Origin of the sequence: Micromonospora sp. DSM 45708, from assembly GCF_039566955.1 — a bacterium.
In the GTDB taxonomy this organism is placed as follows: Bacteria; Actinomycetota; Actinomycetes; order Mycobacteriales; family Micromonosporaceae; genus Micromonospora.
Genome location: NZ_CP154796.1, coordinates 4,777,697 through 4,796,332 on the forward strand (window position 1 = coordinate 4,777,697; position 18,636 = coordinate 4,796,332).

Consider the following 18,636-nt stretch of genomic DNA (forward strand, 5'->3'; position numbering starts at 1 on the left):
CGACTCAGCAGAGTTTGAAGCGGTCGCAGGCGGTCTTGATCGGCACCGCCAGCCCGATGCCCTCGGCGTCGCGGGCCTTGGCCGTGGCGATGCCGACGACCTCCTTCGACCCGTTGATCACCGGACCGCCGGAGTTGCCGGGATTGATCGGCGCGTCGAACTGGATCACCGGACCGGAGCCTCCCTCGTCCTTGCGGAACGCGCTCACCACACCGGTGGTGACGCTGTCCTGGAGGCCGAGTGGGGCGCCGACCACCACGATCTGCTGGCCGGACTTCACCGGCGTCCGGGCCGCGACCAGGCCGCCGAACGTCGCGGTGGTGCGCAACCGCGCCAGGTCCTTGTCCTTGTCGGTGTCGACGATGGTCGCCTCGAACCGCTGGTCGGTGCGTTCCAGGAACACCTTGCGCTCGCCGGCGGCGAAGACCGACTCCACCACGTGGAAGTTGGTGAGCAGCGTGGTGCCACCGCCGGCCGGCGCCTTGCCGACCGCGAACGCCGTACCGGTGAACTGGCCGGCCCGGACCCGGAACACGCTGGGCAGCACCGCGCTGGCCACCGCCTCGGGATTGAACGCGGCGCCGGCCTGCTTCTCCAGGCTCCCGGCGCGCTGCTCCAGCCCGTCGAACCGGCGGGCGTCCGCGCCCTGCGCCTCGGCCGTCCGCCGGTCGGCGGCGGCAAGTCGGTCGTCGAGCCGGTGGATCTGGTACGCCTGCACGCCGGTGACCACGGCCAGCACACCGGCCAGCACGAGCGCCACCACCGCCGTCCGGCCCCGGCGGCGGGACGGGCCGGGGCCACCGGCGAGCGGCGGTGCGCCGAACCCGGCCGGCCCGGACCCGCCGACCGGATAGGCCGACCCCGGCGTCGGCTGCCCCGGATACGCCGGGCCCGACGTCGGCTGACCCGGATACGCCGGACCCGACGTCGGCTGCCCGGGATAGGCCGGACCCGACGTCGGCTGCCCGGGATACGCCGGGCCGGACACCGGCTGACCGGCGGACGACGGGCCCGGGGCGGGTCGGGACGGGTACGCCGGGCCCGCCGTGGGCTGGCCCGGCCAGGCCGGCGCGGACACCGGCTGACCGGGATACGTCGCCGGGGCGCCCGGCGGTGCCGGCTGGGCCGAGCCGGCGGACGGCGGGTACGCCGGGCTCACGGACGGCGGCTGGGCAGTACCGGAGTTCGGCTGGACCGGCACCGGTGGCGCCGCGTGCGCCCCGCCGAACGGCGGCCCGGCGGCGTCGCCGCGGGTCGGGTACGTCGCGACAGGACCCGCCGAGGCCGCCACCGGGGCGGCGCCGTACGCCGGGTGGGTCGGACCGGCCGTCGACGACGGGTGACCCGCGCCGGACGGCGGTCGGCCGACATGGCCGGCCCCGCCACCCCGGGCCGGGTCGGGCGCGGCAGCGCCCCAGGCTGGGTCGGGCGCGGCGGCGCCCCAGGCTGGGTCGGGCGCGGCAGCGCCCCAGGCTGGGTCGGGCGCGGCAGCGCCCCGGGACCAGTCGGATTCGGTGGGCGCACCGGGGAACGGGGCCGCCCGGCCGGGTGGAGCGATGCGCGGCGGCAGTGGCCCCGGCCGGCCGGGGGTTCCGTCGCCACCCTGCCCCGGGACACCGTCGCCGGTGTCGTACCCGCCTGCCATGATCGCCTGTCCTCCCCCGCCGGCTCCGCCGACGCCCCGACCGTCACCCGGCCGCCCCCGCGCCGCTCACGGCTCGATGGACCGTACCGGCGGGAACGGGGTTTGTCTTCCCCGTTGTCCGACCCTCTCACCCCCGCGCAACCCGGCCCGTTCCGGACACCTGGCGGACATCTCGTCGACACGCACCGGACCGGCTGCGCGCACCGGATCGTCCGGCCCACTAGGGTTGTCAGGTGACCGACGAACCACCCCTGCGCCGTCGGGCCGCCGAAAGCCGTACGGGAGAGGTGTCTCCGCATCCGTCGACGGCCGTGCCGGAGCCGGCGGGCGCGGGGACCGAGACCGACGCGAGCGCAGCCGTCCCGCTGACCGCCCCGCGCGACGGCACCCCCGCGCCGGTGGCCACCCCACGTGAGCTCGACGCGGTCGTGACCCGCTTCGCGGCCGGCACCGGCCCGGTGGCCCTGGACGCCGAGCGCGCCTCCGGCTACCGCTACAGCCAGCGGGCCTACCTGGTGCAGCTACGCCGGGCCGGCGCCGGCACCACGTTGATCGATCCGCTGCCGCTGCCCGACCTGTCCACGCTCGACGCGGCGATCGCCGAGGCGGAGTGGGTGCTGCACGCGGCGAGCCAGGATCTCGCCTGCCTGGCCGAGTTGGGGCTGCGCCCGCGCCGGCTGTTCGACACCGAACTGGCCGCCCGGCTGGCTGGTTTCGAGCGGGTCGGCCTGGCCGCGCTGACCGAACAGCTGCTCGGCTTCAGCCTGGAAAAGCACCACTCCGCCGCCGACTGGTCCAGCCGGCCGCTGCCGGAGTCCTGGCTGACGTACGCGGCCCTGGACGTGGAGCTGCTTGTCGACCTGCGCGACGCGCTCGACGCCGAACTCGACCAGCAGGGCAAGTCCGGCTGGGCGGCGGAGGAGTTCGCCGCGCTGGTGCGCAACGGCGCCCGCCCGCCCCGGGTCCGCGCCGAGCCGTGGCGACGCACGTCCGGCATCCACCGGGTCCGCGGCGCCCGCGCCCAGGCCCGGGTGCGTTCCCTCTGGTACGCGCGGGACCAGATCGCCGCCCGTCGGGACGCCGCGCCGGGGCGGGTGCTGCCCGACTCGGCCATCGTGGCGGCGGCCGAGCTGGACCCGAAGGACGAGAAGACGCTGCTGACCCTGCCCGGGTTCGGTGGTCGCTCGGTGCGCCGGCTGGCGCGTACCTGGTTGGCGGCGTTGGACGACGCACGCCAACTGCCGGACGACGCGTTGCCGGTGAGTCCGACGGTGGAGGGCCCGCCGCCGCCGCACCGGTGGGCGGAGCGCGACCCGGTCGCGGCGGGCCGGTTGGCCCGCTGCCGCGAGGTGGTGGTCGGCACCGCGTCGGCGCACCGGCTGCCGGCGGAGAACCTGATCGCGCCGGACTCGATCCGCCGGTTGGCCTGGCAGCCGCCGGAGGAGGTCACCGACGACACGGTGGCGGAGACCCTGCGCACGCTGGGTGCCCGCGAGTGGCAACTCGGCCTGCTCCTGCCGGCGCTCACCGAGGCGTTGCGCACCCCGGCGTCCTGAGCCGACCCGACGCGGGTTGTGAGGTGGGCCACACGGGGGGTGGTGACGCCGCTGGTTACTGGCGAGTAGCATCCGGAGAAATGGCCAGTGCCGAGGGAGGCTCCAAGTGCCCCGTGAAGTCCGAGATGTCGTCTTCGTCGACGGCGTCCGAACGCCGTTCGGCAAGGCGGGTGGGATGTACGCCAACACCCGCGCCGACGACCTGGTGATCCGCTGCATCCGTGAGCTGATGCGCCGCAACCCGCAGCTCCCGCCGGAGAAGGTGGAGGAGGTGGCGATCGCCGCCACCACCCAGATCGGCGACCAGGGCCTGACCATCGGCCGCACCGCCGCCCTGCTGTCCGGCCTGCCCAAGACCGTGCCCGGCTTCGCCATCGACCGGATGTGCGCCGGCGCGATGACCGCCGTCACCACCGTGGCCTCCGGCATCGCCGTGGGCGCGTACGACGTGGCCATCGCCGGCGGCGTGGAGCACATGGGCCGCCACCCGATGGGCGAGGGCGTCGACCCCAACCCGCGGATCGTCGCGGAGAAGCTGGTCGACCCGTCCGCCCTGGTGATGGGCGCCACCGCGGAGAACCTCCACGACCGGGTCCCGCACATCACCAAGGAGCGCACCGACGCGTTCGCGCTCGCCTCGCAGCAGAAGACCGCCAAGGCGTACGCCAACGGCAAGCTCCAGGGCGACCTGGTGCCGGTGGCCATCCGCGACGGCGACGGCGGCTGGGGCCTGGCGACCGTGGACGAGGCGCCGCGGGACACCTCGCTTGCGAAGCTGGCCGGCCTGAAGACCCCGTTCCGCCCGCACGGCAAGGTCACCGCGGGCAACGCGGCCGGCCTGAACGACGGCGCCACCGCCGCGCTGCTGGTCGCCGAGGAGACCGCCCGTGAGCTGGGCCTGCCGGTCGGCATGCGGCTGGTGTCGTACGGCTTCGTGGGCGTCGAGCCCGAGGTGATGGGCGTCGGCCCGATCCCCTCCACCGAGAAGGCGCTGCGCATCGCCGGCCTGAGCATCGACGACATCGGCCTGTTCGAGCTGAACGAGGCGTTCGCGGTGCAGGTGCTCGCCTTCCTCGACCACTTCGGCATCGCCGACGACGACCCGCGGGTCAACGCCTGGGGCGGTGCCATCGCCATCGGGCACCCGCTCGCGTCCTCCGGCGTGCGGCTGATGACCCAGCTCGCCCGGCAGTTCGCCGAGCACCCCGAGGTCCGCTACGGCGTCACCGCCATGTGCATCGGCATCGGCATGGGCGGCACCGTGATCTGGGAGAACCCGAACTGGAAGGGTGACGACAAGTGAGTCTCGCGGCACCGAACGAGGTCGTCACCAAGGCGCTGCTGCGTCAGGTGGCCGTACCGGGGCTGGACCGGCCGGCCGCCCTGATCACCCTGGACAACGGCTTCGACCACACCAAGCCGAACAGTTTCGGCCCGGGCGGCCTGACCAGCCTGGACGAGGCGATCACCGCCGCCCTGGCGGCGGACCCGGCGTTCGTCGCGGTCACCGGCAAGCCGTACATCTTCTGCGTGGGCGCGGACATCACCAGCCTGCCCCAGCTGGAGAACCGCGAGCAGGCGCTGGAGGTCGGCCGGCTCGGCCACCGGGTCTTCGCCCGGCTCAAGGACAGCGACGTCCCGACGTTCGCGTTCGTCAACGGCGCGGCCATGGGCGGTGGCCTGGAGCTTGCGCTGCACTGCCACTACCGGACGCTGTCGGCCGGCGCGGCGGCCCTGGCGCTGCCCGAGGTCTCGCTCGGCCTGGTGCCCGGCTGGGGCGGCACCCAGCTGCTGCCGAACCTGATCGGCATCCCGGCCGCGACCCAGGTGATCCTGCAGAACCCGCTGATGCAGAACCGGATGCTCAAGCCGAAGCAGGCGGCCGAGATGGGCATCGCGGACGTGCTGCTGGAGCCCGCCGACTTCCTGGAGCGGTCGCTGGAGTGGGCCGCCGGCGTGGTCCGGGGCGAGGTCACCGTGACCCGCCCCGAGGTCGACAAGGACATGTGGGCGGGCGTGCTCTACTTCGCCCGGCAGACCCTCGACCAGCGGCTGCACGGCGCGGTCCCGGCCGCGTACAAGGCGTTGGACCTGCTGGAGACCGCGAAGGACGCGGACTTCGCCACCGGCACCGCCGCGGAGGACGAGGCGCTCGCCGACCTGGTCTTCTCCGAGGAGCTGCGCAGCGGCCTGTACGCGTTCGACCTGGTGCAGCGGCGGGCCAAGCGCCCGGCCGGCGCACCGGACAAGGGCCTGGCCCGGCCGGTGACCAAGGTGGGCATCGTCGGCGCCGGCCTGATGGCCAGCCAGCTCGCGCTGCTGTTCGCCCGCCGGCTCCAGGTGCCGGTGGTGCTGACCGACCTTGATCAGTCCCGGGTGGACCAGGGCGTGGCCTACGTGCACACCCAGATCGAGAAGGCCGTGAGCAAGGGCCGGATGGACAAGGGCACCGCCGCCAAGCTGTACGGCCTGGTGTCCGGCTCGGTCGACAAGTCCGTGTTCGCCGACGCCGACTTCGTCATCGAGGCCGTGTTCGAGGACCTGGGCGTCAAGAAGCAGGTCTGGGCCGAGCTGGAGAAGATCGTCGCGCCGGAGGCGGTGCTCGCCACCAACACCAGCTCGCTGTCGATCACCGAGATGGCGGCCGACCTCGAGCACCCGGAGCGGGTCGTCGGCTTCCACTTCTTCAACCCGGTGGCGGTGCTGCCGCTGCTGGAGATCGTCCGCGGCGAGCGCACCGACGACGCCACGCTGGCCACCGCGTTCGCGGTCGGCAAGCAGCTCAAGAAGTCGTCGGTGCTGGTGAAGGACGCCCCGGCGTTCGTGGTGAACCGGCTGCTGACCCGCTTCCTCGGCACCGTCTTCGCCGCCGTCGACGCCGGCACCCCGCTGGACGTCGCGGACAGCGCGCTGGACCCGCTGGGCCTGCCGATGCGCCCGCTCGCGCTGCTCCAGCTCGTCGGGCCGGCGGTGGCGTACCACGTGGGCGGCACGCTGCACGCCGCGTTCCCGGAGCGGTACGCGGTCAGCGAGAACCTCAAGCGGATCGCCGACTCGGGCCAGCCGATCGTGGTCGACGACCAGGTCAACGAGGACGTCGCCAAGCTGCTCGTGGTCGGCGACCAGCCGCTCACCGCCGAGCAGGTCCGGCAGAACGCGCTCGACGCACTGGCCGAGGAGATCGGGCTGATGCTCGACGAGGGTGTCGTCGCCGAGGCGCAGGACATCGACCTGTGCATGATCCTCGGCGCCGGCTGGCCCTTCCACCTGGGCGGCGTCACGCCGTACCTGGACCGGACCGGCACCTCGGAGCGGGTGACCGGCCGGCGGTTCCTGCCACGCGGTGTGGCCAGCCTGCGCTGACCGGTCCACGCCATCGATCGCGGTGGTCGCGCCGTCCGTTCCGGACGGTGCGGCCACCGCGATCGGCGTTCCGGGACCGGTCACGGGACGGTTCCGGTTTCGTCACACCGCCCTTGGCCGGACAGCGGGGTGTCGGCGGCTCTGGCTACGATCACGCGTCCAGAATCTTCACAGGAGCTGCCTTCATGTCCCAGCCGCCGTCCAATCCCTACCCCGGCCACAACCCCTCCCCCTCCGCGCAGCCGGGTGGCTACCAGCCGCCGCAGCAGCCGCAGTACGGCGGCGACTACCCGCCGGCCCCGCAGCAGCAGTACGGCGGTGACCAGTTCGGCGCCCCGGTCCCGCCGAAGAAGAAGTTCGGGGTCGGCAAGATCCTGCTGATCGTGCTGGCCGTGGTGCTGGTGCTCTGCGTCGGCGGCGGCGTCGCCTTCTGGCTCGCCGCCGGTGACGACGTCAAGGACGTCGTCACCGCCACCAAGACCCGGGTCGTCGAGCCGACCACGCTGGGCGGCCGGCCGAAGGCGACCGAGCCGCAGCTCCAGTCGACCGCGCTCCAGATGAAGTCCGAGCTCGGCAAGGACGTGCCGAACGCGACCAGCACGGCGGGCGCGTTCTACGGCGACCCGGCCAAGAAGGACCTGGTCATGATCGTCGCCGTCTCCGGCGTCATCGCCGACCCGAAGAAGGAGATGGCGGACGCCATCACGGCGGTCACCCCGCAGTTGGGCACCAAGGAGTTCAAGACGGTGGACGCCGGCCCGCTCGGTGGCGACGCCAAGTGCGGCGACGGCAAGGCGCAGGAGGTCCCGGTGGCCGTCTGCGTCTGGTCCGACAAGGGCAGCCTCGGCATGGTGGTCGTCTACTTCAAGACCGCGGCCGAGTTCCAGTCGGAGTTCGTCACCCTGCGCGGTGAGATCGAGAAGCAGGACTGACACCGGTCGGAGCGCCGGGCCCCCGCCGTCGGCGGGGGCCCGGCGCCGTTTCCGGGTCAGGCCGACGCGGCGCGTTCCGCCGCCGAGCGGCAGACACAGAACTCGTTGCCCTCCGGGTCGGCGAGCACCACCCAGCCGGTGCCGTCCGGCCGACGCCGGTCGGCGACGAACGTCGCGCCGAGTGCGCGCAGCCGGACGACCTCGGTGTCCCGGGTGCCCTCGGCCGGCTGGAGGTCGAGGTGGAACGCGCCCTTGCCGTGGCGCTCGCCCACCTCGACGAAGAGCAGGTCGGGGCCGTGCCCGTCGGGTGCGACGAGGACGGCCTCCGGGTCGCCCGGGTGGTCGTCGTCGTGCCGCTCGCGGTCGAGCACGCGGCCCCACCATCCGGCCAGGGCGTACGGGTCGTCGGATTCGACGGTCACACAGTGGATCCGTGCAGTCACGGGGTTTCCTCCGATGCGGGATGCGCCCCGCCGGAGTGCGACGGTCAGCGGGACATGCGGGGCGCGGGACGGTTCGACATTGACATCACCACACCCCCTTCCGCCTCTCGGCTGACGCCATGATCGTGCCACCGTCGCCGCCCCCTGGCAAGGAGGGGCCCTTGTCGACAGTGGGTGTCGACAAGGGGCCCCTCCTCTACCGGAGCGGTCAGGAAGGGGCCCCTCGTTACCCGCTCACGGGCCGGGGAACACCGCCTTCGCCCGCCAGTCGACGCCGTCGACCGCCGGGCCGCTGCGCACCGTGAACGTGGCACCGGGCGCGCCGTTGAGCCAGTCGGTGGCCGACAGGTCACCGGTGGCCCGGTTGACCTTGTAGAGCGTGCCGCCGGCCACGAACACCGCGCCCGCGTCGGCGAGCCCGCCCGAGCCGGCCACCGTGAACCGGTCCGCGCCGACCGCACCGCTGTCCGGGGTGAACCAGCGCCAGAACAGGCCGCTCTGCCCGGCGAGCGTGTAGTAGAGCCGACCACCGGAGTGGAACATGCCGGTCACGTTGGGGATCTCGGCGTAGAAGCCGGTGGTCACCCCGGCGTACGTCTGGCCGGCCGGACCGGAGTCGGTCTCCACCGTGTCCCAGTAGGCGTCGTGGTAGGGGTCGACAAGCGCCGGGGCGCCGAACGTGGTCCCGTCGAACGTGCGCCGCCACAGCGCGCCGTCCATCCCGTAGAAGAGCGTGCCGCCGACCCAGAACGCGCCCCGCGCGGTGGACCAGGCGGTGCCGTCCGGGTTCGCCACCGGGCTCGGCGCGCCGACCGTGGTCGTCCCGTCGTACGAGCGGGCCTGCACCTCGTCGCCGGTGCCGGCCGGCGGTGCGCCGGTCTTCACGATCTCGATGCCGTCGACCAGCGGGTTCTCCACCACGTGACGGAACTCCAGGTCGACGGTGCCGTCGCTGACCACGATGAACTCGCGCATGGTGCCCACGTTGTGCCCGACGGCGGCGGACAGGTCGAGGTCGTCGAGGACGGTGGCGCCCTCCAGCGCCACGTCGAAGACGCGGGAGCCGGCGGCGGCGGTGCCGTCGTACCGGTTGGCCAGGTAGAGCCGGACCCGCACCTCGGTCCCGGTGGGCACCGGGAACTGCCAGGTCATCTCCGGCGCGCCGGCCGGGTCGTACCGTTCGTCGCTGTAGAGGGCGGCCGGCGTGCCGGCCGGCACGGTCGCGTCCAGCGCGCCCACCGCGGCGAAGCCGGCGGCGGAGCTGCCGCTGTTGTGGTACGGGCTGGGGTTGCCGCTGTCGTCGGCGGCCCAGTCCGGCCCGTCGTCGGTGGCGACGACCAGCGGCCCGCCGGCGTTGACCCGGTACAGCACGTTGGTGGGCTTCGGCACGCCGGCCTGGTAGACGGCGCCGGGCAGGGTGGGCTCGGTGGTCGGGTGCGGGGCCGTGCCGCCGGCCAGCGGGAAGAACGCGATCCGCTCCCGGCGGTACTGGAAGTTGCCGATCCACGAGGTGTCGCCGCCGACCCACAGCCCGCTCGGGGTGACGAGCATCTCGGAGGCCCCGATGCCGCGCGGGTGGCGGCCCGGGTTCCAGGACAGCGGCAGGCCGGTACGCGGGTCGAGCGCGGCGATGCTGGGCCGGCCGACCGCGCCGGCCCGGGCGTTGTCGCCGCCGGCGCTGTTGTTCAGCCAGCGGAAGTGGCCGCCCACGTAGACGGCCTGCTCGCTGACCGCGACCGAGAGGAACGTGTCGCCGCCGGTGTAGTCGATCCAGGTGGGCTGCGCGTCGGTGGCGGTCGTGCCGGCCTCGAAGCGGGCCGCGGCGTCGCAGAGCGTGCCGCCGTTCGGCGCGCCGGTGGTGACCACCACGAAGTAGCTGCTGTCCGGCGCGTACGCGACGTCCCGCATGTACGAGTCGAACGCCCACCACGCGCAGCGCGGCGTGTAGCGGCTGGTGTTCCAGGCGGCCACGGTGGCGGCGGTGGCGCCCAGGTCGAGCTGGACGATCTGGTCGTGCAGCACCCCGTCGGCCTTCTTGAAGTTGCCGATCACCACGAGCCTCGTGCCGTCCGGGGAGAGCGCCATCTTCTCCACCCCGACGCCGGCGTTGGAGCCGCTGACCCCGTCGTAGTTGTGGTGCTCGGTCAGCGCGGTGGTCAGGTAGCTGTCCACCGCGCCGGTGGTGGCGTTGAGCGAGGCCAGCCCGCCGCGCGGGTTGGGGTTGCCGGCGGTGGTGAAGATGCCGCCGACCAGCAGCCGGTTGCCGGCCAGCGCGATGTCGTTGACCAGCCCGTTGAACGCCGGCGGAGCGAAGCTGGTGACCAGCGCGCCGGTGGCGACGTCGAGCAGCGCCACCTTGCGCCGGGTCACCCCGTTGACGGTGTTGAACTTGCCGGCGACGAAGACCGTGCCGGCGGTCGGGCCGGCGACGACCGCGTACACCTCGTTGTCGACCGACGGCGCGAACGCGGTGTCGACGACACCGGTGGCCTTGTCGAAGGCGAGCAGGTAGTTGCGGGTGATGTCGACGGTGACCCCGCGGTTCTGCACCCGGGTGAACGAGCCGGCCACGATGATCTTCGTGCCGGCGTCGTGGATCGCGTCGACGGTGCCGTCCTGGATGTTCGGCGAGGCGGTGGCGGGGACGGCCTTGACCACGGTGGTGTGGTCGGGCGCGGCGCCGGCGGGGGCGGCCGGGGCCAGGCCGGCCGCGGTCAACGCGACGGCGGCGAGGGCCGCGAGGGCGCGGCGGCGCGAGGCCGAGGGGTGGGTCACGGGCAGCTCCGTAGGTCAGGCGGTGAGGCGTGTCGCACCGCTCACCCTGAGCCACGCTCGCGGCGTCGTCCAGCGCCGGGCCGGCTTTCTGACCGACCACCGCGCCGCCACGCCCGACCACCCGCCACGGGCGGGCGGGACAGCGGGCCCGACCGCACGAACAGGTGGGGACGGGTGGCCGGCCGGGCGGACGCGGATCGGCGGTCAGGTGGCCGACGGCGGGTCGGCCGACGGAAGCGTGACGGTCACCTCCAGGCCGCCGCCGGGCTGCGGGACCGCCTTCACGGTGCCGCCGTGCGCGTCGCAGACCGCCCGGACGATGGACAGGCCGAGGCCGGAGCCGCGCGCCCCGGTGCGTTCCTGCCCGCCGCGCCGGAACGGCTCGAACAGGCCGGGCACCTCGGCCGGGGCGACCTCGAAGCCGGTGTTCCCCACCACCAGCCAGGACCGCTGCCCGTCGGTGCCGGTACGCACCCACATCCGGCCGTGCAGGTGGTTGTAGCGGACCGCGTTCTCCACCAGGTTGCCGGCCAACCGGTCGAGCAGCCCCGGGTCACCGACCACCGGCGCGGGGCGCAGCGAGGTGTGCACCTTCAGCCCGATCCGCTCCACCTCGCGGGCCACCGCGGAGAGCGCGTTGGCGGTGCCCACGGCGAGGTCGCACTCGGCGCGGCGGGCCAACCGCCGGCCGGTCTGCGCCTCGCTGCGGGCCAGCACCAGCAGCGCGTCCACCAGGCCGTTGGCCCGTTCGGACGCTTCCCGCACCACGCCGGCCATCCGCCGGTACTCGGCCAGGTCGGCGTCGTCGTCGCTGAGCGTCACGTCGATCTCGGTACGCATCACCGCCAGCGGTGTCCGCAGCTCGTGCGAGGCGTTCGCGACGAACCGCTTCTGCGCCTCGAACGCGGCGGTGATCCGGTCCAGCATGGCGTCGAACGTCTCGGCCAGCTCGGCCACCTCGTCGTCCGCGCCGGACCAGCCGATCCGTTCGTCGAGTGTGGTCTCGCCGAGCCGGCGGGCGGTGGCGGTGACCTGGTGCAGCGGGCGCAGCGCGCGGCCGGCCACCAGGTACGCCCCGGCCACCCCGACGACGCTGATCGCCAGCAGCGCCAGCAGGCCCTTGAACAGCAGCTCCCGGGACGCGGCGTCGACCAGTTGCCGCTGCCACTGCCCGGCGTCGAGCGTGCGGCCGTCGGTGAGCACCACGGTGGTGCCGGGCAGCAGCTCGTCGGTGGGGCGCAGCGCGTCGCGGACCAGCAGCCAGGCCAGCAGCACCAGGATCGCCCCGGCGCCGACCAGGAGCACGCCGTTGAGCAGCGTGAGCCGCAGCCGCAGCGTCGGCCGGACCGTTCCCCCGATCATCGCGAGCGCTCGATCCGGTAGCCCGCGCCGACCACGGTGTCGATCAGCGGTGGGTCGCCGAGCTTCTTGCGCAGCGTCATCACGGTGACCCGGACGATGGTGGTGAACGGGTCGGTGTTGGCGTCCCAGACCCGTTCCAGCAGCTCCTCGCTGGACACCACCGCGCCGCGGGCCCGGAGCAGCTCGGCGAGCACGCCGAACTCCTTGTTGGTCAGGTCGAGCGGCACGCCGCCCCGGGTCACCACCCGGCGGGCCGGGTCGAGTTCCAGGTCGGCCACCGCCAGCACCGGCGGTGCGGCCGGGGTGGCCCGCCGGCCCAACGCCTGCACCCGGGCGACCAGTTCGTCGAAGGCGAACGGCTTCGCCAGGTAGTCGTCGGCGCCGAGCTGCAACCCCTCGACCCGGTCGGCGACGGTCCCGCTCGCGGTCAGCATGAGCACCCGGGTCAGCGCGCCGGACGCGGCCAGGTCGGCGCAGATCCGGTCGCCGTGCACGCCGGGCAGGTCCCGGTCCAGGATCACCACGTCGTAGCGGGTGACGAACGCCGCCTCGTGCCCGGCGTCGCCGTCGTACGCGACGTCCACCGCCATCCCGCGCTTGCGCAGCCCGCGTGCGATCGCGTCGGCGAGGTTGCGCTCGTCCTCGACCACCAGTACCCGCATTCCGGCCTCCCGCCTCGTGACCTCCCACAACCTAGTGCGCGACGCCAACCGGCCGGCACGGCCCGCCGTTGCAGAAAACCTTCGGGTACGCGATGCTCGCCGGCAACGATCGCCCACCGCCCCGGCCGTCGGCCCGGGCCGAGCCGAGCGGAGCCCCCGATGACCACCGCCGCCCCCGGCCGGGACGTCGCGTACCGCCGTTTCCGCTTTCCGGCGGACCGGGACCTGGGCCGCGTCGACGGACTCTCCGCCGGCCCGGCCGGGCTGACGCTCGACGCGGCGGCCGGTCGACCGGCGCATACCGGTCCGCGCCCCGGCACCACGGCCGGGAGCTGGACCTCGCCGGTCGCGCCGGTCGGCTTCGCCGCCGCCGAACTGGTGCCGTCCTGGACCGCCGACACGCCGCCCGGCTGCTGGCTGCGGGTGGAGGTGCGCGGCTGGGACGGTGACGCCGCCACCACCGACTGGTACGAGCTGGGCCGCTGGGCGGCCGACGACGGCACGGTACGCCGCGCCTCGGTGCCCGGGCAGTCCGACGACCGGGCCCGGGTCGACGCGGACACGCTCCGGGTGACCGGGGCGACGGTGACCGGCTGGCAGGTCCGGGTGACGCTGCTGCGCCGGTCCGACGCGCCGGCCGGGCCGGTGCTGCGCACGGTCGGGGTGGTCGCCAGCGGCCCCGCGCACGCCGGCGACGGCGACGACGGCGCGGTCGGCGACGGCGACGGCGCACCGGGCCGGGCGTGGGGGCGGGTGCTGGACGTGCCGCGCTACGCGCAGCGGCTGCACGCCGGCGGGGAGACCCGCTGGGGTGGCGGCGGCGACTCCTGGTGCAGCCCCACCTGCGTGTCGATGGTGCTCGACTTCTGGGGCGCCGGCCCCACCCCGGACCGCTACGCCTGGGTCGACCCGCCCGGCCCCCGCCCGGCGGTGGTGCACGCCGCGCGGCACTGCTACGACCACGCGTACGCCGGGGCCGGGAACTGGCCGTTCAACACCGCGTACGCGGCGACGCACGGGGTGGACGCGTTCGTCACCCGGCTGCGTTGCCTGGCCGAGGCGGAACGGTTCGTGGCCGCCGGCATCCCGCTGATCGTCTCGGCGGCGTTCACCCGCGGGCAGGTCCCCGGGTTGGACTACGACACCCGGGGACACCTGATCGTGCTGGCCGGCTTCACCGCCGCCGGCGACCCGGTGCTGAACGACCCGTACGCGCCGGACGACGAGCGGGTCCGCCGGACCGTGCCACGCGCGCCGTTCGAGGCGGCCTGGCAGGCCGGCAGCGGCGGAATCGCGTACGTGCTGCGGCCGGAGTCGGTGCCGCTGCCCCCGCCGCCCGCCCAGGCCAACTGGTGATCACCGACCCGCCGGCCACACCGCCAGCCCACCGGCCGGGCGCAGGCACACCAGCGCCCCGCCCGCATCCGCGCACTCGGCCCAGGAGCCGGGCAGGACCGCCCGGGGCCGCGCCTCGCCGGCCGCCACGTCCAGCTCGCCGACGAGCGTCCGGTCGCCGGTGAGGTGCCGGAGCCCGAGCAGCCCGAGCAGCCGGCCGGACCCGTCGTCCCGGCCGCTGACCCGCCAGCGTCCCAGCCGCCCGAGCACCCGGCCGGTCGCCGGTTCGAGCACGGTCAGCTCCAGTTCCGGCCCGTCCCCCGCCTCGGCGGCGATCAGCCGGCCGCCGACCGGGCCGAACCCCACCCACCGCTCGTCGGTCCACGCCGGACGGCCGGTGGCGGGGTCGAGCGCCTGCGCGTCGCCGACCTGGTCCCGCAGGCAGACCATCCCGGCGCAGTCGGTGAACCAGGACCCGGCGCGCGGGTCCACCGGCACGCTCCAGCGCCGGTCCAGCCGGTCCAGCCCGTACGCGGTGACCTCGTCGGAGGCGCCCTCGACGAGCAACAGACCGGCGACGACCTGCGCGTACCGGTAGGCGACGCCGTCCGGCGCGGACGACACCCGGCCGGCGCGCACCCGCGCGCCCGAATCCGCGTCGTGCACGGCGACCCGGCCGTCCGACTCGACCAGCACGAGCTGGGTGACCCCCCGGTCGTCCCGCCGGTACGCCACCCCCTGCGGGGGCACCGCCAGCGACCAGCGCGCCGCGCCGGAGGCCGGGTCGACGGCGAGCACGCGGCCCGTGCCACCCGGGCGCGGATTCTCGAACAACACCCCGCCGGACGCGGTCGGGACCGGGTAACCGGCCTGCCGCCAGCGCACCGCGCCGGTCGCCGGGTCGAGCAGCGTGGCGCGCGCGTCGCCGACCCCGGTCGGGCTGCTCGACACCAGCAGGCCGCCGGCCGCGCCGGTCAGCCCCAGCACGTGGTCCCCGGCGGGCAGCGCGAACCGCCACGCCGGCGCGCCACCGGCGAGCCGGTAGCCGGTCACCACCCGCCCGCCCTGGTTGAGCGCGCTCGGACCGTCCGCCACCATCAGCCGGCCCGCCAGCACCACGAAGAGGGCACCCGGCGGGGCGGGCACCCGGACCGGTGTCGGCGGCCGGGTCGGCGCCGCCGCGCCGGCCAGCGTGAGCAGCAGCAGGACGCCGAGCGCCACCGCGCGGGCGGTCCGGCCCGGCGGACGCCGCGGCGGCGCGGGCAGCGGCTCGTCGCCGTCGTCGGCGTGCCGCAGCTCGCCCAGCTCGATGACCGGGCTCACGGCAGCCGCCGCACCGCGAAGTCGCCGTTCCGCTCCCGGCAGACCAACAGCACCCGGCCGGCGGTGCAGTCGGTGCCGGTCACCACGTCCCGCACCACGGGTGGGCCGCCGGACAGGTCCGGCTCGGCGAGGAGCATCCGGCCGCCGCCCAGCGGCCGGGTCAGGAACAGCCGATCACCGCTTTCGCCCTGCGGGAGCACGTTCCAGTCGCCGACCTCGGCGATCAGCCGCCCGTCCGTCCCGTCCAGCACCGACAGGCCCTCGCCGCCGTCGCGGCCGACGCTGACCAGCAGGCGACCACCGTCGGCCCGGAGCACGCTCGACCACAGGTCGCTGGCCCAGCGCACCACGCCGGTGGCCGGGTCCAGCGCCCACATCCCGCCGTTCGGCCGGCCGGCGCAGAGCAGCGCGCCGCACCGTTCCAGGTAACCGACAAGCGGCAGGTCGGCGGTCCAGCGCGGGCGCAGCGTGTCCAGCTCGTACGCGGTGACGACGCCGCCCGCCAACCGGGTCTCCAGCAACAGCCCGCCGACGCCCTGCGTGGCGCGCGCACCGGGCGACGCCGTCGGGTGCAGGTCCCGGGCGGCCAGCCGGGCACCGGTCGCCGCGTCCCACACCTCCGTCTCGCCGGCCGCCGGCAGCAGCAGGATCCGGTCCACCCCGGACGGTCCGTAGCTGAACTGCACGTCCCGCCCGGTGGTGGGCACGGTCCAGAGCGTGCGCCCGTCGGCCACCGACAGTCGCCGGACCGGCTGCGCGTCCGGGCCGCCCACCGGTCGCAGCAGCAGCCCGTCGCCGGCCGGGAACGCCACGCCCGCCTGCCGCCAGCGCAGCGCGCCGGTGCCGGCGTCGAACGCCACCGTCGCCCACCGGTCGCCGTCGCCGGCCGGCCCGACGGCCAGCACCCGACCGCCCTGCTCCCACACCCCGACCACGTCACCGACGCCGTCCACCCGGCCACGCCACCGCTGCCGCCCCTCGCGGTACGCCACCACCTCCCGGCCCGGCCCCGGGGCGGTCCGTGGCACCACGTACACCCGGTCGTCGGCGAGGAACGCGGTCGCGCCGGTGCCGCCGGGAATCGTGCCCACCACGGACCGGGCCGGAGGCGCGGCGGCGGCGAGCGTGACCAGCGCCACCAGCAGCGCCACCACCACGCGGAACGGGCGACCGACCGCACGCGGCGGGCGGGGCGCGGTGTCGGGCACCACGTCGTCGCCCAGTTCACCCAGATCGATGACGGTCACGACCATCCCTTCCCGCGCCGCCGTACCGCCGCCCGGCCGTGACCGGACCGACGCCGGACCGCCTGTACGATGGCCCGTCGTGGCCGTGCCGGTGGTGGACCCCTCGCTGAACTCCTCATCCGTCGAGGTGGACGCCGTCGCGGCGGATCCGCCACGACGGCCCCGTCGCCGACCGGCACGCGCCGACGCGCTGGCCATCGGAGCCTATGCGCTACTCGGCGTTCTCGTCTGCCTCAACTACTGGGGCGACGTGCAGCACCGGGTGTCCTCGCACCTGCCCACCGACCACAGCTGGTTCGAGTGGCTGTTCGCGCACGGCGCGTACTCGGTGCGGCACCTGGAGAACCCCCTGTTCACCGCCCGGCAGAACGCGCCGGACGGGGTGAACATGATGGCGAACACCTCGCTGCTCGGGGTGACGCTGCCGCTCGCGCCGCTGACCATGCTGCTCGGCCCGCAGGTGATGTACGCGCTCTACCTGGGCGCGGCGCTGTCGGCGACCGCCGCCACGGCGTACTGGACGCTGTCGCGGCACCTGGTCCGCTCGCGGGGGGCGGCGTTCGTCGGCGGCGCGTTCCTCGGCTTCGCCCCGGGCATCGTCCACCACGCCAACGGGCAGCCGAACTTCGTGTCGAACTTCCTGCTCCCGCTGATCGTGGCCCGGGTGCTCCGGCTCGGCGAGCCGGGACGCTGGCGGCGCAACGGGGTGGCGCTCGGGCTGCTGGTGGCGTACCAGATCTTCATCAACGAGGAGATGCTGCTGCTCACGGCGCTGGCCTGCCTGGTCGTCGTGGCGGCGTACGCGGTGCAGCGGCCACGCGAGACGCGGGCCCGGGCCCTGTCGTTCCTGGCCGCGATCTCCGTCGGCGGCGGGCTGGCGCTACTGCTCACCGCGTACCCGATCTGGTTCCAGTTCAACGGCCCGCAGTCCTACCGGGGGTTGCAGGGCGGCGTCTTCCACAACTGGGGCGAGGACCTGATGGCCTTCGTCACGTTCGCCCGGGACACCGTCGCCGGGGACGAGGCGGTGGAGAAGACCATCGGGTTGACCGAGCAGAACACCTGGTTCGGCTGGCCGCTGGTGCTTGTCGCGCTGGCCGCGCTGGTGCTGCTGGTGCGCCGGTCGGTGCCGGCCCGGATCCTGGCCGTGCTGGTGGTGCTCTTCACGATCGCCTCGATCGGCCCCGTGGTGCGCTTCGACGGCGCGGAGACGAGCGTGGCCGGCCCGTGGGCGTACGTGCCGGACGACCTGCCGCTGGTCGAGATGATGATGCCGACCCGGTTGAGCCTGGTGGTGGTGGCCGCCGTGGGCGTGCTGCTCGCCCTGGCCTGGGACGCGTCGGCCCGCGTCGGCCGGCCCGGGAACGCCCCGGTGCCCGCGCCCCGCTCGGGCGACCACGACGCCGACCCGACCGACGCCGGAGCCGACGACACCGACCGGGCCGCGGCCCGGCCCGCGACCGGCCGGCCGCGGGCACTGCGCCTGGTCGGGTACGCCGCGATCGTGGCCGCCCTGCTGCCGCTGGTCCCGCGTCCGCTGCCGGCGCAGCGGATGGACCCGCCGCCGCACTTCATCACCGCCGGCGGCTGGCGGCCCTACGTGCCGGCCGGCCGGACGCTGGTGCCGGTGCCGATCCCGAGCAACGTGCACGGGCTGCCGACGCTGCGCTGGAGCGCGCTGACCGGGCAGGAGTTCCCGATCCCGGGCGGCTACTTCATCGGCCCGAATGAGCTGGGCGAGGGCGTGTTCGGCGCCCCGAACCGTCCGACCAGCACGCTGATCTACGCCACCATGGACCGCGACGAACTGCCCGAGATCACCGCGGAGAACCGCCGGCAGGCCGTCGAGGACCTGCGGTTCTGGCGGGCGTCGGTGGTGGTGCTCGGCGCCGGTCCGCGCGAGGCGGTGCTGCGTGACCTGATGACCGCGCTGCTCGGCCCCGCCCAGCGGGTGGACGACGTGTGGCTGTGGGACGTGCGCGACCGGGTGTGA

General features: G+C 74.9%; 13 protein-coding genes. 6 read left to right on the forward strand and 7 right to left on the reverse strand.

Features of this window, described 5'->3' with window-relative positions; translation table 11 throughout:
* Positions 1 to 4: 4 nt before the first annotated feature.
* The gene (locus VKK44_RS20275; RefSeq protein WP_458351548.1) at positions 5 to 1,159 is read right to left on the reverse strand and encodes a trypsin-like peptidase domain-containing protein; all 1,155 of its coding nucleotides are present in this window, start codon (positions 1,157 to 1,159) and stop codon (positions 5 to 7) included.
* A 719-nt stretch (positions 1,160 to 1,878) separates the two neighbouring features.
* Between VKK44_RS20275 and VKK44_RS20280 the strand changes: the two genes are divergently transcribed.
* From VKK44_RS20280 to VKK44_RS20295, 4 genes are all read left to right on the forward strand, one after another.
* Positions 1,879 to 3,201 (forward strand): ribonuclease D, encoded by a 1,323-nt coding sequence (locus VKK44_RS20280; RefSeq protein ID WP_343442747.1) that lies wholly within the window; start codon positions 1,879 to 1,881, stop codon positions 3,199 to 3,201.
* Positions 3,202 to 3,307: 106 nt separating this feature from the next.
* Complete coding sequence (locus VKK44_RS20285; protein ID WP_343442748.1) at positions 3,308 to 4,504, forward strand: thiolase family protein; 1,197 nt, start codon at positions 3,308 to 3,310, stop codon at positions 4,502 to 4,504.
* Positions 4,501 to 6,564: a 3-hydroxyacyl-CoA dehydrogenase NAD-binding domain-containing protein gene (locus VKK44_RS20290; RefSeq protein ID WP_343442749.1), complete on the forward strand. Its 2,064-nt coding sequence runs from the start codon at positions 4,501 to 4,503 to the stop codon at positions 6,562 to 6,564. The genes VKK44_RS20285 and VKK44_RS20290 overlap by 4 nt, the downstream gene beginning before the upstream one ends.
* Before the next feature lie 185 nt (positions 6,565 to 6,749).
* Complete coding sequence (locus tag VKK44_RS20295; RefSeq protein ID WP_343442750.1) at positions 6,750 to 7,496, forward strand: hypothetical protein; 747 nt, start codon at positions 6,750 to 6,752, stop codon at positions 7,494 to 7,496.
* Between the two features lie 56 nt (positions 7,497 to 7,552).
* On the opposite strand, the gene VKK44_RS20300 is transcribed toward VKK44_RS20295, so the two are convergent.
* The 4 genes from VKK44_RS20300 to VKK44_RS20315 form a co-directional block, all read right to left on the reverse strand.
* Complete coding sequence (locus tag VKK44_RS20300) at positions 7,553 to 7,939, reverse strand: VOC family protein (RefSeq protein WP_343442751.1); 387 nt, start codon at positions 7,937 to 7,939, stop codon at positions 7,553 to 7,555.
* Positions 7,940 to 8,173: 234 nt separating this feature from the next.
* Entirely contained in the window at positions 8,174 to 10,714 is a 2,541-nt protein-coding gene (locus VKK44_RS20305; protein ID WP_343442752.1) for a malectin domain-containing carbohydrate-binding protein, read from the reverse strand.
* 204 nt (positions 10,715 to 10,918) lie between these two features.
* Complete coding sequence (locus VKK44_RS20310; protein ID WP_343442753.1) at positions 10,919 to 12,076, reverse strand: sensor histidine kinase; 1,158 nt, start codon at positions 12,074 to 12,076, stop codon at positions 10,919 to 10,921.
* A complete protein-coding gene (locus VKK44_RS20315; protein ID WP_343442754.1) occupies positions 12,073 to 12,738 on the reverse strand; it encodes a response regulator transcription factor in 666 nt (221 codons plus the stop codon). The genes VKK44_RS20310 and VKK44_RS20315 overlap by 4 nt, the downstream gene beginning before the upstream one ends.
* 159 nt (positions 12,739 to 12,897) lie before the next feature.
* On the opposite strand from VKK44_RS20315, the gene VKK44_RS20320 reads away from it, so the two are divergent.
* Positions 12,898 to 14,094 carry a peptidase C39 family protein gene (locus tag VKK44_RS20320; protein ID WP_343442755.1) on the forward strand — a complete coding sequence of 399 codons (1,197 nt, stop codon included), beginning with the start codon at positions 12,898 to 12,900 and terminating at the stop codon, positions 14,092 to 14,094.
* Here VKK44_RS20320 and VKK44_RS20325 read toward each other — a convergent pair whose 3' ends face one another.
* Positions 14,095 to 15,396 carry an outer membrane protein assembly factor BamB family protein gene (locus VKK44_RS20325; protein ID WP_343442756.1) on the reverse strand — a complete coding sequence of 434 codons (1,302 nt, stop codon included), beginning with the start codon at positions 15,394 to 15,396 and terminating at the stop codon, positions 14,095 to 14,097.
* A complete protein-coding gene (locus tag VKK44_RS20330) occupies positions 15,393 to 16,643 on the reverse strand; it encodes an outer membrane protein assembly factor BamB family protein (RefSeq protein WP_343442757.1) in 1,251 nt (416 codons plus the stop codon). Before VKK44_RS20330 ends, VKK44_RS20325 begins: the two co-directional genes overlap by 4 nt.
* A gap of 91 nt (positions 16,644 to 16,734) precedes the next feature.
* Between VKK44_RS20330 and VKK44_RS20335 the strand changes: the two genes are divergently transcribed.
* Positions 16,735 to 18,636: a hypothetical protein gene (locus VKK44_RS20335; RefSeq protein WP_458351681.1), complete on the forward strand. Its 1,902-nt coding sequence runs from the start codon at positions 16,735 to 16,737 to the stop codon at positions 18,634 to 18,636.

What these genes read in the sequence shown, in the direction of transcription:
- VKK44_RS20295 (WP_343442750.1), top strand. Translation starts at nt 6,750, where the DNA reads ATGTCCCAGCCGCCGTCCAATCCCTACCCCGGCCACAACCCCTCCCCC.
- VKK44_RS20310 (WP_343442753.1), bottom strand. Translation starts at nt 12,076, where the DNA reads ATGATCGGGGGAACGGTCCGGCCGACGCTGCGGCTGCGGCTCACGCTG.
- VKK44_RS20315 (WP_343442754.1), bottom strand. Translation starts at nt 12,738, where the DNA reads ATGCGGGTACTGGTGGTCGAGGACGAGCGCAACCTCGCCGACGCGATC.
- VKK44_RS20320 (WP_343442755.1), top strand. Translation starts at nt 12,898, where the DNA reads ATGACCACCGCCGCCCCCGGCCGGGACGTCGCGTACCGCCGTTTCCGC.